Origin of the sequence: Plantactinospora sp. B24E8, from assembly GCF_039871735.1 — a bacterium.
Classification (GTDB): domain Bacteria; phylum Actinomycetota; class Actinomycetes; order Mycobacteriales; family Micromonosporaceae; genus Plantactinospora.
The window spans coordinates 106,399-120,110 of sequence record NZ_JBDPMH010000001.1 but is presented as its reverse complement, the minus strand read 5'-3'; the positions used below and the strand labels follow the sequence as shown (position 1 = coordinate 120,110).

The window sequence follows — 13,712 nt, the reverse complement described above, 5'->3', positions numbered from 1 at the left end:
GTCGCTCGGATACTACTGCGTTTCGATTTGATCCAGGGCGTGCCTGCGACCAGTGGTAGCGGACTACCAGCGATCCTGGCGCTACCGCGCCGACCGGATCATCCCGCGTACCCCGCAACGGGCCCCGCTTCACGCCATGGGACCTGCCCGGAGGTGACGGGGCCGCGACTACGTCATCGGCACCTTCCGTGGCTCCGTCGGCGGCTCCGGTGGTTGGCCCTGCCAGGCACCGTGATCCTCGACCTGCCCGCCGCCACCGTGGCCGCCACACTCGCGACAACCTCGTCGAGCAGGTCGGCTCCGACCGCTGCCAGCTCACGCCCGGATCATGGTCATGGCTCGGCCTCGCCGCCGCGATCGACCGGTTCGACGCCGACGTTGAGGTCGTCAGCCCCGACGAACTGACCGACGCCTGCGCCCACCTCGCCCGCCGGTTCAACCGAGCCGCGACGCCGGCCGGCTGACCGCGGCGGCGACAGTCGGCCGCGCAGTTCGGCGGCGGCGATCCTGGCCAGGTCGCGGCCGCCGAGCAGACGCAGCAGGTTACGGGGTGAGCGGAACCGGTCCATCGGCAGCGTTCCGGCCAGCACCGCGAGGAACTGGTCGATGCCGGCCTGCCGGCCCTGCAGTGCGGAGAAGAGGAGCCGTTCCGCCGTACCGGTCGGCCGGAACGCGGCGAGTTCGACGGTGAGGTTGTACATCGGGCGGGCGGCGGTGTCCCGCCGGGCCCGGTAGCCGGCCAGTGCGGCGTCCAGGCCACCGCCGCCGTCCAGCCCGTCGACGATCGCCTCGACCAGGAACTCGGCGTCCCGGAACGCGTTGCCGATGCCCTGCCCGGTGATCGGGTCCATGACCAGCCCGGCGTCCCCGACCAGCGCCCAACCCGGCCCGTACGGGGTCCGGATCATGCTCGGCACGTCCGGTGTGCTGCGGAACCGCTCGGCCCGGACACCGGCGCGTACCCGGGCGCCGAGATCACCGCAGGTGTCGAGGGTCCGCAGGTAGTGGCCCTCGACGTCGGACCGGAACGCGGCGAAGTCGGCGGCCGGCCCGGCGACGTACACCACGGTCAGGTTGTCGTTGGTGGGGAACGCCGCGACCGTCCGGCCGGGCCGTTGGTACAGCTCACCGCCGGCCATCGGCACCCCGGACCAGTAGGTGTAGCAGGCGAAGGTCGACGCCGGACACGACCGGTCGACCGGCGCCCCGACCGCCGCCGCGACCCGCGAATGTTTGCCGTCGGCGCCGACCACGAGCCGGGCCGACTCGCGCACCGGTACGCCACCACGCTGCCGCCCCCGGATCCCCACCACCCGGTCCCGTTCCCACTCCAGCTCATCGACGTCGACGTTCTCGCGTACCTCTGCCCCGGCCGCCTGTGCCGCGTCCACCAGGATCCGGTCCAGCAGTGTCCGACGTGGACTGTAGAGGGCATCCACCCCGTCGAGGTGCGGATAACGACCGGTCAGCACCACGTGTCCAGGGTCGAATCGGACGTCCCGGGCCGGTGGGGTACCGGCCGCCACCAGTTGGTCGAGCAGCCCCCAACGGCGCAACCGGGCGACGCCGGGTACCTGAAGCTGGTGCGACGACAGGGTGTCACTCGGAAACCGGGCGCGGTCCACCGCCAGCACCCGTACGCCCTGTCGGGCGAGCAGCAGCGCGGTCGCCGCGCCGGCCACCCGACACCCAACAACGATCACGTCGTACGTCCCGGTCGACACCATCGCCACCCCCCGCCGGCATCGACCACAGTAGAGTCATACATCGGGCCGGGGCATCGGCCGCTCGGGTCCACCCGACGGTCGATGCCGTCTCCGGTGGTCAGTCGCAGTGTTCGAACGGGCTGTTGTAGCTGACCCCGGCGGCCGAACCGCCCCACCTCACGCAGACACCGGACGCCTTGGCGCGTACCGGGCCGGCGTAGTAGTCGAACGAGCCGCTGTCGGTGCTCCTGGCCCGGCCCTGGACCTCCAGGTACGTCGCCACCGGCGTCTTGCTGCCGACCGAGGTGGTCTTCAGGGTCACCGCGCAGTTGTAGCCGTTGCCGGAGTTGTACAGCAGGTACACCCGTCCCCGGACACCGCCGTCCGGTCCGGTCAGGGTCGCCGAGTCGATCACCTGGTAGCCGCTGCCGCAGGCTTCGGTCGCGGTGTACGGGTTCTGCACGGCCGGAGTGGTCCGGGTCGGGGTCGGCCTCGCGGCGCCGGTCGGTGTGGACCCGCCTGGGCGGGAGGGCGTCGGGGTGGCGGTCGTACCGCCGGACGTTCCGGTCGACCGTTCCGGTCGGCTGGTGGTCCGGGCCGCCGGTCCGAGGCCCTCGCCGGACGGGGTGGCGCTGGCCGAGGGTCCGCCGCCGACCCGGGTCAGCAGGTCGGTCGCGGACGGGTCGTCCGCACCCGACCGGAACACGAGTACGGCGCCCAACCCGACCAGTACCACGGCCAGGGCGCCGGCCACCGCGGCGAGGACCCGGTTGCGGCGACGTCGGGTGTCGTCCCCGGTCGTCGGCGCGGCGTTCCAGTGCTGGTCCGGCACTGTGGGCGGCGCGCTCGTCGGCCGCGCCGCCCCGGTGTCGTACGGGGGACCGTACGGCGAGGGGGCGGCTGCTCCGTACGGCGGCGGGGTCGGGTGATGCCCGGCGGCGCCGGCGGCCAATCCCGGGTGGCCGCCGGCCGGCATGCCGTTCACCGAGGCGGCGACCGTACCCGGGGGCGCGGCCAGCAGGGCACGGGCGGCCTCGGCGAAGGCGGCGGCGCTCGGGTAGCGGTGGGCCGGATCCTTGGCCAGGGCGTGGGTGACGAGCGCGGCGACCGGGGCCGGGACGTCCGGCGGCAGCGCCGGCGGCGGATCCTGCAGGTGCTGGCTCACCACGTGCAGCGGGTTCGTGCCGATGAACGGTGGCCGACCGGTCAGGCAGCAGTACGCGAGCGCGCCGAGCGCGTAGATGTCGGTCGCCGGTGAGACGGGGCGGCCGGAGATCTGTTCCGGCGCCATGTAGTGGGCGGTGCCGAGGACGACGTTGCTGCCGGTGATGCCGGTGATGTTCGCCGACCGGGCCACGCCGAAGTCGACCAGTACGATGCTGCCGTCCGACTGGACCAGCAGGTTGCTCGGCTTGACGTCCCGGTGGACGATGCTGGCCTGGTGGGCGACGTGCAGGGCCTGGGCCGCCTGTGCCACCACGGAGAGGGTCTCCGCGACGCCGAGTCGGCCCGCCGCCTTGATTCGCTTCGACAGCGGCACACCGTCGAGGTACTCCATCACCAGGTAGTCGACCCCGTGCCCGCCGTCGACCGGCGCGTTCTCGCCGTAGTCGTAGACCTGGACGATCCCGGGATGGCGCAGCGCGGCCATCAGCCGCGCCTCGGTACGGAACCGGGTGATGAACTCGGTGTCGGAGATCAGCGCCGGCAGCAGGACCTTGACCGCGACCCTACGTCTGAGCAGCGTGTCGGTGGCCGACCAGACCTCGCCCATGCCACCTGTCGCCACCCGGTCGTTCAGCAGGTAACGGTCGTTGAGTACGACTCCGGGAGACAGCACCTGATCACGGTACCCGTCGCTGCCCGACGGCTGGTCCGCGCCGGACGTGGTCCGACGCCGCAGCGGCGTAGCGATAACAAGGGCCCCTTCCTGACAGCTCAGAAGCCTTCGGGGTTGCGCGGGACGTAGTGCTCCTCGAGGCGGTGCAGTTCCGTCTCGTCGAGCCGGAGGTCGACCGCGGCGACGGCGTCGGCGAGATGTTCCGGCTTCGTCGCGCCGACGATCGGGGCGGTGACCGGCGCCTGGTGGAACAGCCAGGCGAGCGCGACCTGGGCCCGGGAGACACCACGTTCGGCGGCGATCGTGGCGACGGTCTCGACGATCCGCCGGTCGGACTCCTCGGCCTGCCGGTACAGCCGGCCGCCGAACTGGTCCGTCTCGCTGCGCCGGGTGGTGGCGTCCCAGTCCCGGGTGAGCCGGCCCCGGGCCAACGGGCTCCACGGCAGCACCCCGACGCCCTGGTCGAGACAGAACGGGAGCATCTCCCGCTCCTCCTCGCGCATGATCAGGTTGTACTGGTTCTGCATCGAGACGAACCGGGTCCAGCCGTTCAGGTCGGCGACGTACTGGGCCTGGACGAACTGCCAGGTCCACATCGAGGAGGCGCCGATGTACCGGACCTTGCCGGCCCGGACCACGTCGTGCAGCGCCTCCATCGTCTCCTCGATCGGCACGTTCGGGTCGTACCGGTGGATCTGGTAGAGGTCGATGTAGTCGGTGCCGAGCCGGCGCAGGCTGGCGTCGACCTGGGTGAGGATCGCGGCCCGGGACAGCCCGGCCCCCTTCGGACCCGGCCCCATCCGCCCGTGCACCTTGGTCGCGATCACCACCTCGTCCCGCTTGGCGAACTCGCCGAGCAGTTTGCCGGTGATCTCCTCGCTGGTGCCGTCCGAGTAGACGTTCGCGGTGTCGAAGGTGGTGATCCCGGCCTCGATCGCCTGCCGGACCAGGGGGCGGGCGTCGTCGAGGGGCAACGACCACGGGTGGGGGCCCCGGGAGGGTTCGCCGAAGCTCATGCAGCCGACGACCACGCCTGACACTTCCAGCCCCGAACCGCCCAGCCGTACGTACCGCATCAGCACTCCCCATCCCGATCGACGTCCTCGTCCGGAAAATACCGCTCGGCGGGGCGTACCGAGCGGGTGCGGCCGGGTGATTCCGGTAACCGTCGCCGGACCCCGGTGGTCGCCCGCCGCCCGCCGGTTACCCGGCGGTGGTACGGGCGCGGAGCCGGCGCAGCATCCGGGCGTCGGTGAAGCCGACCGCACGGGCGGCCGACTCGACGGTCGTGCCGTGGCCGATCAGGTGTTCGGCGCGTTCGACCCGGAGCAGTTGCTGGTAGCGCAGTGGGGTCAGCCCGACCGCGTCGGCGAAGAGCCGGGTGAGGGTCCGTTGGCTGACCCCACCGGAGGCGGCGAGTTCGGCCAGGGAGAGCCGGTCGGCGTACCGGGCGTCGATGACGTCCTGCACCCGGTGCACCACGTCACTGAGGTGACCCCGGTGCCGCAGCATCGCGCTGGCCTGCCGCTCGTCGCCGTTGCGGCGGGCGTAGACCACCATCTCCCGGGCCACCCGGGCGGCGAAGCCGGGACCGTGCCGGACCGCGAGCAGGTGCAGGCTGAGGTCGATGCCGCTGGCGATGCCGGCCGACGTGATCACCCGCTGGTCCTCGACGTAGAGTACGTCGCGGACGACCGTGGCGGACGGATGTCGGCGGGCCAGCCGTTCCTGCAGGTCGTGGTGGGTGGTGCAGCGGCGGCCGGCGAGCAGTCCGGCGTCGGCCAGCGCGAACGCGCCGGAGCAGACGCTGGCGACCGTGCCGCCCCGGTCGTGGTGCCGGGCCAGCCGCTCCAGTGTCTCGGTGCCGAACGAGGGCGACCACGGCCGCCCGGAGGTACGACAGCCGGGGACCACGACCAGGTCGTCGCGGCCGAGTTCGGGCCAGTCGACCCGGGCCCGCAGCGGTACGTCCTGTGCCGTACCGATCTCCTCCTGCTCGCCCACGTAGTGCAGCGTGTAGTCCGCACCGAAGTCGGCCGCGGTGAAGAAGGTCTGCGCCGGCCCGGCCAGGTCGAGCAGGTGCAGCCGGGCGGCGAGCAGGAAGACGACGACGGTCACCCGGCGACCAGCTCCGCCACGGTACGGATGGTGGCGAACCGGCCGGCGAGGGCGTACTCGGTGCGGGCGATGATCTCGTCGACGCCGAGGGTGCGCGGGTCGGCGAGGATCTCGGCCAGCGGTCGGCCGGGCGGGGCGTCCCGGTGCTCGATCGGGGTGGTCGCGGTGGCATCGGTCACGAACGTCACCTGGTAGCCGAGGTCGGCGGCGAGCCGGGTGGTGGTCTCGACGCACTGCTCGGTCCGGATCCCGCAGATCGCCAGCTCGCGGATGCCTGCGCTGGTCAGCAGTTGCTGCAGGTTCGTGGTGGTGAACGCGTTGTGCGAGGTCTTGTGCAGTACCGGTTCGCCGGGTGCCGGGTCGAGCCCGTCCATCAGTCGGACGAAGCCGAGCGCCGGGTCGAAGACGTCGTCGGTGCCGGGTTCGGTGTGCAGTACCCAGATCACCAAGTCGTCGCCGGCCCGGAACGCTTCGGTCAGCCGCCGTACCTGCTTGACGATCTCCGGGTTCGAGGTGGCCGCCCAGTTCGGGCGCTGCCGGAAGGATTCCTGTACGTCGATGACGACGAGGGCTCGCTGCATGTCACCGATCCTGTCCCGTCCGGGTCGCCTGCGGTCAGGCACCATCGTGCCCGGATCCGGACCGATCCGGTCAGCGATCCCGGTCACCCCGGGGTGAGCCTTGGGGGCCGGATTGCGCCGGGAGCCCGGACCGTCCCGCGCTGCGGCGGGCGGCCCGGGCTCCCGGGTCAGGGCCGGAGATCCGGCCGTGAGGTTAGGTCACCGATGGGCGACGATGACGGTCGGTGGTTAGCGCGTGACGGTGAGGGCGATCCGGCTCAGGGTGTCCTCGACGCCGGTGAAACCCTCACCCGGGTTGAGGACGTCCTCGCCGAAGTCGACGTCCGGGTCGTCGGCGGTGCCGCCGACACCGTCCGGGCCGACGGCGAACATGACCGGGAAGTTGCCGCCCTGGTCCATGATGTTCGGCTGGTCGTTGAACTGGTCGACGTGCCAGTCACCCAGGTAGTGGCCGGCCTCGTGGGCGGTGACGTTGCCGACCGCCCGGCCGACGAAGGCGATCCGGTCGCTCTCCCCGGTCAGGTACGTGTTCAGCGACGTGTCCGGCCCGGCCGGCTCGCTCAGCACGTCGAGCAGCACCAGCGCCGAGTCCTCGGTGCCGAAGTTGCCCGGGTCGATGTACTGGGCGATACCGATGGTCGGAATGCCGGACTCCTCGATCGTGCCGCCGACGATGATCCGGCTGACGTTTGCCTGGCCGAACGGGTCGGCATGGTCCCGGCTGTTCAGGATCCGCAGGTCGTACTTCGGGTTCAGCCCGCTTTCGACCATGTCGTGGTGCAGGTTCTCCCGTACCGTCGCGATGATCGCGTCGATCAGCGCGTCCTCGTCGTCGTTGGTCAGGCCCCACCGGCCGAGGAAGGCCTGCAGCGGGCTGAGCGTGCGGACCCCGGGACCGCCGAAGATGGCGGTGTTGAGCCGGGCACCGTCGAAGTCGAGGAAGATCGTCTGTCGCGGCCGCTGCCCCTCCAGCCCCGGCCGGTACGCCTCGACGGTGATGTCGTACCTGCCGCTGCCGGCGCTGACTCCGACGTAGTGCCATCCCGCCACGTCCGCGACATGCTCGGTGACCGCGTTACCGCCACCGGGCAGCGGGCTGGTCGGCGGGTAGATGCCGCTCGCGTCCTGGCCCGAGCCGTGTACCTCACGCCGCTGCGGGTCGTAGACGGTGACCTGCGCGGCCTGCCCCTCGACCGAGGCACCGACGACGTCGCCGACCCGCAGCTGTACGGCGAAGAAGTCCACGTCCTGCTCGGCGGTGTCCATGGTCAGGGTGTACGGCCCTTCCGTGCCGGCACCGTCGCCGCTGGCCGGGTCGAACGGATCGGCGGGCAGGGCCGGGAATCCGGTCACCAGCAGGTAGTAGGTGCCGTCCTCGGTGAAGGTGTACCGCAGCTGGCTGTCGAGCCCGTCGCTGTCGTCGTTGAACGCCAGCGCCTCGCCGTCGGCGGAGGCGAGGATCAGCACCGAGTCCAGGTCACCGGTCGGCGTGTTGATGTCGAAGGTGGCGGTGTCGCCGGCGGTGCCGGTCAGTTCGTACCAGTCGAAGTCGCCGGTGCCGGTGCCGGTGCCGGCGCTGCCGTGCGGGCCGTCGCCGATCTGCGCCGATACGGTGACCGCGTCGGCGGTCTCGCCGAAACCGGTCTCGCCGGCCAGCGGGATCGCGCCGTCGTCCTCCGGCGTCGGTGCGATCTCCTCCGGATCGAGCTGCTCCGGGGAGAGCTGGCCGAGGATCCGGAGTCGGTTGTTGTCCTTCTTGCCGGTGCCGAAGCCGGCGATCCGCTGGGCGGTGGCCGGGCTGTCGTTGCCGCCCCGGATCCCGGCCGGTTCGTTCTCGTCGGCGAGCAGTGGATTCGCCGCCGCGGCCCGCTGCTGTGCCCGCTGCTTTTCCAACTGCGTGGCGCGCTGTTCGCTCTTCGCCTTCAGGTAGTCCCGCCACGCGGCGTGGTCGGCGGCGCCGGGGTCCGGCAGCAGGGCGAGGAACGGGTTGGGCCCGGCGGGTCGCCGGGCGGTGTCGGACGACTTCGTCGTGGAGATCCCCCCGGACCGGACGATCGCCGCCGCCGCCCAGTCGGGCGGACCGTTCTCGTCAGCGGTCGCCGGTTGAGCCTGTGCGCTGGTCGGTGTCAGTACCGCGGCCACCAGGATTCCGGTGGCCAGGGCTGCGACAGGTCGACGCATGTGTCTCCCTCCGTTGTGCAACGTCGATGACCCCCGCCACCGACACGCATCGATGACAGTACTGATCTGGGAGGGCAATTAATAGAAACAGTCAGATATGGGAGTGTCATTGTGGACTCTGTCACCTGGTGCAACTTTCTCCGCCGATGCGGCGTAGCCGTACCGGGACACCCGGGACGGCGGCGCGTGCCGCCGGCATTCTCCGCCCCGGCTTCCAACCCGCGACCCCCTCCCGGCATGTACCTGGCAACGGAATCGCGGCGGGAGGAAACGTGGATGACGACGTCGGCTTCCGGGAGTTCGTCGAGGCGAGACTGCCCCGACTGTCCCGGGTGGCCTACCTGCTGACCGGTCGGCACTACGACGCCGAGGACCTGCTGCAGGCGGCGCTGGTCAAGGTCGCCGCGCGGTGGCGTCAGGTCTCGGCGGCGGGCGACCCGGAGGCGTACGTCCGCCGGGTGATGTACAACGAGCGGATCCTCTCCTGGCGGCGCTGGCGCCGCCAGGTGGTGCAGCCGTTCGAAGGCGTACCCGAGGGCCAGCCGACGCGGGACGGCGCCGACGGCGTGGTCCGGCAGGTCGTGCTGGAGCACGCGCTGGCCCGGCTCACCCGGCGGCAGCGCGCGGTGCTGGTGCTGCGGTACTACGAGGCGACCGGGGCGTACGCCCGGGTCACCGAGCTGCCGGACCGGAGTGTGGTGGTGGACCAGGTGTTGCCCCGGGGTGTCTGACCGCAGGGCGGGTGGGCGGACCCGGTGGGCTCAGTCGTCGGACTGGCCCGCCGGGTCCCCGGTCGCCGTGCCGCCGTCCGGGGACGGGGTGACCAGCCGGCCGATCGCGGTGTTGGCGAGGGTGGCGCTGACCGCGCTGCCGGCGGCGATGCCCCAGCCGACCGGCCCGAGCGGGGTGCAGCCGAAGAACTGGCTCACCCCCGGGGTCTGCACCACGGCCGCGAGCGCCGCCAGCGAGCCGGCGGTCGAGGCCAGCACGCTCGGACTCAGGCCACCGTCCAACAGGGTCTGACCGAGCTGGGTGCCGACCAGGGCAGCCAACGCGATCGTGCCGGCCCGGCGCCGGCTGCCGGTGTAGCGGGCCAACGTCCAGCCGGTGGTGGCGCCGAGCGCGGTGGTGCCGGCGCGCAGCGCGATCTCCCGGCTGAGGGTGGCACCGAGCGAGGTCTCCGGGCCCTCCGTCAACAGCCCGTACATCCGGTGCTGCTCGGGGGGCCGGACCGCGATCGCCATCGCCGGGGCCAGGTCGGTGAGCAGGTTGACCAGCAGCATCTGTCGGCCGTTCAGCGCCGACCGGCCGGTCAGTGCGGCGGTGAGCACGCTGAAGGCGATCTCGCCGAGGTTGCCGCCGACCAGGATGCTCAACGCGTGCCGGACCGAGGACCACATCGCCCGCCCCTCGACCAGGGTCGCGATGATGGTCTCCAGCCGGTCGTCGGTGACCACCAGGTCGGCGGCGGCCCGGGCGGCCGGGGTGCCGCGCCGGCCGAGCGCGATCCCGACGTCGGCGAGCCGGATCGCGGGTGCGTCGTTGGCGCCGTCCCCGGTCATCGCCACCGTACGGCCGCACTTCTGCAGCGCCCGGATGATCCGTACCTTGTGGGTCGGGGTGCACCGGGCGACCACGTCCGTGCGGGCCAGCCGGTCGGCGAGGGCGTTGTCGTCGAGCCGGTCCAGCTCGGCTGCGGTGACCACCCGCTGGTCGCCGCCGTCCGGGCTGATCGTCGCGGCGATCGCCGCCGCGGTCGCCGGATGGTCTCCGGTGATCATGATGGTGTGCACCCCGGCCTGCCGGATCCGGCGGACCGCCGGCGCCGCGCTCTCCCGTACCCCGTCGGCCAGGGTGAGGAAGCCGACGAAGGTCAACTCCGTGACGTCGTCCTCGGTGACGGTCTCGCCGGGCAGGGTCCGTTCGGCCACCGCCAGCACCCGCTGACCGGCCCCGGCGTGCCGGTCCAGGGTCTCCCGCAGGTCCCGGCAGCCCGCCTCGTCGAGCGGCCGGTCGCCGTGCGCGCCGTGGCGACGGGTGCAGCGCGGCAGGATCGTCTCCGGCGCCCCCTTCACGCTGAGCAGGTATCCGCCCCGGTGCTGGCCGACGGTGGCGTGGTAGCCCCGGGACGGCTCGAACGGCAGCGCGTGGGTCTGGTGCCAGGGGTGGGTCCGGGTGCCGGTGCCGACCCCGGCCTTGCGGGCACCGGTCAGCACCGCCCGGTCGGTCTGCTGGCTGACCTCCTCCGGCCGGTCCGCCGCCGGGGTGGCGCGCAGTGCCGCGGCCAGGACCGGGCGCAGTCGCCGGTCGAGCTGGTCGACCTCGGCGTACCGGTCGCCGTCGCCGACCCCGGCGAGCAGCAGCTGCCCCTCGGTGAGGGTGCCGGTCTTGTCGAAGCAGAGCACGTCGACCCGGCCGAGTGCCTCGATCGTGCGCGGGTTGCGGACCAGCGCGCCGTGCTCGGCGAGCCGCCGGGCCGCCGCCAGCTGCGCGGCGCTGACCAGGAACGGCAACCCCTCCGGTACGGAGGCGACCGCGAGGTTCGCGGCGGTACCGGCCGACTGCACCAGCGGTACGCCGCGCAGCAGCCCCGCCCCGGCGACCGCGACCGCCGAGCTGGCGGCGAGCGGTACGGACATCCTGGTGAGCCGGCCGAGCCGGGCCTCGACCCCGCTGGTCGGGGCCTCCTCGCCGGCCAGTGCCATGCCCCGGCCGACCTCGGTCTCGGCTCCGGTGGCCACCACCACGGCCAGCCCGCGTCCGGCCGCCACCGTGGTCCCCTCGTAGATCATCGAGCGTCGTTCGGCGACGTCGGCGGCGACCACCGGTTGGCTGGTCTTCGACACCGGCAGCGATTCACCGGTCAGCGACGACTCGTCGGTCTCCAGACCGTCGGCCTCGATCACCCGGCAGTCGGCCGGGATGGCGTCTCCCGGCTCGACCGCGACGATGTCGCCGGGGACGAGCTCGTCGGCGGCGACCACCCGTTCGGTGCCGTCCCGGTGGACCCGGGCGGTCACCGCCGAACGGGAGAGGAGTTCGGCCAGCGAGCGTTCGGTGGAGACCCGGTGCCCGGCGCCGATCAGCGCGGTCAGCCCGATCACCCCGCCGACCAGCGCGGCGTCGGCAAGTGAGCCGACCGCGGCGGAGAGGGCGGCACCGCCGGCGAGCACCGGGGTGAGCGGGTTCGCGAGTTCGTCGACAAAGGCCCGGGGCAGGTCCAGGGTGTCGGTCCCACCGGTGGTCGTACCGCGCCGGCGGCCCTGGACCTGGTCGGTGGTCAGCCCCGCCCGGTCGGCGTCGAGCCGGTTCAGCACCGTCTCGACCGGCATCAGGTGCCACGGGGTCGGTGGTGCCGAGGTGCTGGTACGCCGGTGCGGCAGCCGGCCGGCCCGCCAGACCCCGTGTCCGAGGGCGAGTCCGGCGGCGGCGTTGACCGCCATCATCGACCGGTTCGGCAGCTGTGCCGGGGCGGAGGTGAACGCGGCGATCGCGCCGAGTGCGGAGCCGCCGCCGGCCAGCGCGATGCTCTGTCGGGCCACCGTACGCGCCAGTCCGGCGGCCTCGACCACCAGCGCGGCGACCGTCAGGTCGGTGCCGACCAGCAGGTGGGCGCCCCACGGGGGCGAATTGTCGGGGTGCCACACCCCGAGGCCGCAGTCGGCGGCGGCCAGTGCCCGGGGGTCGGCGGAGACCAGGGCCACCATCGCGTGGTCCCGTTGCAGTGACCGGATCGAGGTGGCGAGTTCCGGGCCGCCGGGCAGCAGTCCGTCGGCGAAGCCGTACCGGTCCCGGTCGGCTTCGGTGCCGGCGACCAGCAGCCGCAGGCCGGCCCGGCGGCCGGCGGCCGGCAGCGCGTCGATGCCGGGTGCGGGTTCTGCGGCCACCCGGACCACGGCGGCGAGCGTGCCGTCGTGGGTCAGCCCGAGCAGGGTCCCGTCGGTGTCACCACGCAGCCGGTCGACGTCGGGGTTGGCGGCGGGTGGTGGCAGGTCGTCGAGCGGGCGGAGCGTCCAGCCCGCGGCGGACCGCTGCGCCGTCGGCGTCTCCGGGTCGAACAGGGCGAAGGCCCGGACCGCCACCTCCTCCGGATCGTGGCCGTCGAGTGGGACGAGGTCGGTGAGCGCACCCCGTTCGGAGCGGAGCGCGGCCGCGTCCAGGACCAGGGTGTCCAGCCGTTCGAGTTCCCGCAGCACGCTGCGGTCCATGGCGATCACACCGCGCCGGGCGAGCAGCCAGCCGAGTCGGGCCGCGAACGCCTCCCGGCCGCTGACCGCGGCGCTGGGAATGCTGGACAGGGCCAGCGCGGCGGCCCGTTTCCGGCCGGCCAGTCCGAGTACGGCGGCACCGGCGACGGTCCCCGCCTCCAGCACCCGGGCCAGGTACCGCTCGATCGGGCCGTCCGGCTTCGGTACCGGTCGTTCGTCGTACGGCGGTGGCGCGGCGGCCCGTTCGGGGCTTCCGGAGAGCAGCGGTTCGGCCTTTTCCCAGGCGGCCAGCTGGGCCCGGGCCTCGCCCCACTGGACGATCCGCTGCGCGCCGTCGAGGACGATGCCCGCCCAGCCGCCGGTCAGGCCCTGGGCGAACACGGTGGCCAGCGGCAGCCACGACTCGGCCCGGTGGTCGCCGCGCAGTCCCCGGGAGGCCAGCGAGCGTAGTCTCGGATGCAGGTCGATCGCCCGGACCAGGCCGGCGAGTTCGGCAGGCGCCCGGGTGAACGGCATGATCCGGACCGCCGCCGACAGGCCGAGGCCGGCCGCGTCGGCCGCGAGCCGGGTCACCGCACGCCGGCTCCGCGGCCCCTCCTCGGGCGGATGTGGTTCCGGGCAGTCGGGGTCGAGCGCCGACCCGTCGCTGCGTTCCACGGCGGCGATCGTCGTGATCAGGTCCCGCAGCCGGGGTTCCGGCGGACCGACCGCCACCACCACCCGGCCGGACGGCGCGTTGACCCGGGCCCAACGCACCCCGGGAAGGTCCTGCAGCGCCGCCTCGATCCGGGCGACGAGCAAATCGGCACCGGGCTGGGCGACCCCGTGTACCTCGATGTGGTGCCGGCCGGGTCGGGACCATACTCCCCGGCGGGTCAGCCCGGCGGCGCGGGCCGCCCGGGACACCACGTGCTCGGCGGTACGGGAGACGTTGGCGACCAGGCCCGGTACGGCGCCGGGGGTCAGGGCCCCGGCGAGGGTGATGCCGGGCAGCCGCAGCCCGGGCGGTGTCATCGGTCGACGCCGGTGGTTGGCGTGCTCCTCCGCCACGCGTCGCGGCTACGGTGGCCGGCCGTAC

8 protein-coding genes are annotated in these 13,712 nt (G+C 73.1%); 1 reads left to right on the top strand and 7 read right to left on the bottom strand.

The annotated features are described in order from the left end of the window. Positions 1-332 precede the first annotated feature (332 nt). From ABGB21_RS00565 to ABGB21_RS00540, 6 genes are all read right to left on the bottom strand, one after another. Positions 333-1,727 carry an NAD(P)/FAD-dependent oxidoreductase gene (locus ABGB21_RS00565; RefSeq protein ID WP_347675939.1) on the bottom strand — a complete coding sequence of 465 codons (1,395 nt, stop codon included), beginning with the start codon at positions 1,725-1,727 and terminating at the stop codon, positions 333-335. A gap of 97 nt (positions 1,728-1,824) precedes the next feature. Then, positions 1,825-3,546 carry a protein kinase gene (locus tag ABGB21_RS00560; protein WP_347675937.1) on the bottom strand — a complete coding sequence of 574 codons (1,722 nt, stop codon included), beginning with the start codon at positions 3,544-3,546 and terminating at the stop codon, positions 1,825-1,827. A gap of 98 nt (positions 3,547-3,644) precedes the next feature. After that, entirely contained in the window at positions 3,645-4,622 is a 978-nt protein-coding gene (locus tag ABGB21_RS00555; RefSeq protein ID WP_347655469.1) for an aldo/keto reductase, read from the bottom strand. 127 nt (positions 4,623-4,749) lie between these two features. Next, positions 4,750-5,664, bottom strand: a complete 915-nt coding sequence (locus ABGB21_RS00550) for a DJ-1/PfpI family protein (protein WP_347675935.1) — start codon at positions 5,662-5,664, stop codon at positions 4,750-4,752. Further along, a complete protein-coding gene (locus ABGB21_RS00545; RefSeq protein ID WP_347655467.1) occupies positions 5,661-6,245 on the bottom strand; it encodes an isochorismatase family protein in 585 nt (194 codons plus the stop codon). Before ABGB21_RS00545 ends, ABGB21_RS00550 begins: the two co-directional genes overlap by 4 nt. A gap of 228 nt (positions 6,246-6,473) precedes the next feature. Continuing rightward, positions 6,474-8,426, bottom strand: a complete 1,953-nt coding sequence (locus tag ABGB21_RS00540; RefSeq protein WP_347675933.1) for a PPC domain-containing protein — start codon at positions 8,424-8,426, stop codon at positions 6,474-6,476. Positions 8,427-8,698: 272 nt separating this feature from the next. On the opposite strand from ABGB21_RS00540, the gene ABGB21_RS00535 reads away from it, so the two are divergent. Continuing rightward, entirely contained in the window at positions 8,699-9,157 is a 459-nt protein-coding gene (locus tag ABGB21_RS00535; protein ID WP_347675931.1) for a sigma-70 family RNA polymerase sigma factor, read from the top strand. A gap of 30 nt (positions 9,158-9,187) precedes the next feature. Here ABGB21_RS00535 and ABGB21_RS00530 read toward each other — a convergent pair whose 3' ends face one another. Next, the gene (locus ABGB21_RS00530; protein WP_347676360.1) at positions 9,188-13,648 is read right to left on the bottom strand and encodes a cation-translocating P-type ATPase; all 4,461 of its coding nucleotides are present in this window, start codon (positions 13,646-13,648) and stop codon (positions 9,188-9,190) included. Positions 13,649-13,712 lie beyond the last annotated feature (64 nt).

Excerpts from the sequence above, each read along its gene's own strand:
- ABGB21_RS00565 (WP_347675939.1), bottom strand. The coding sequence starts at position 1,727 with ATGGTGTCGACCGGGACGTACGACGTGATCGTTGTTGGGTGTCGGGTG.
- ABGB21_RS00545 (WP_347655467.1), bottom strand. The coding sequence starts at position 6,245 with ATGCAGCGAGCCCTCGTCGTCATCGACGTACAGGAATCCTTCCGGCAG.
- ABGB21_RS00540 (WP_347675933.1), bottom strand. The coding sequence starts at position 8,426 with ATGCGTCGACCTGTCGCAGCCCTGGCCACCGGAATCCTGGTGGCCGCG.
- ABGB21_RS00530 (WP_347676360.1), bottom strand. The coding sequence starts at position 13,648 with ATGACACCGCCCGGGCTGCGGCTGCCCGGCATCACCCTCGCCGGGGCC.
- ABGB21_RS00555 (WP_347655469.1), bottom strand. The coding sequence starts at position 4,622 with ATGCGGTACGTACGGCTGGGCGGTTCGGGGCTGGAAGTGTCAGGCGTG.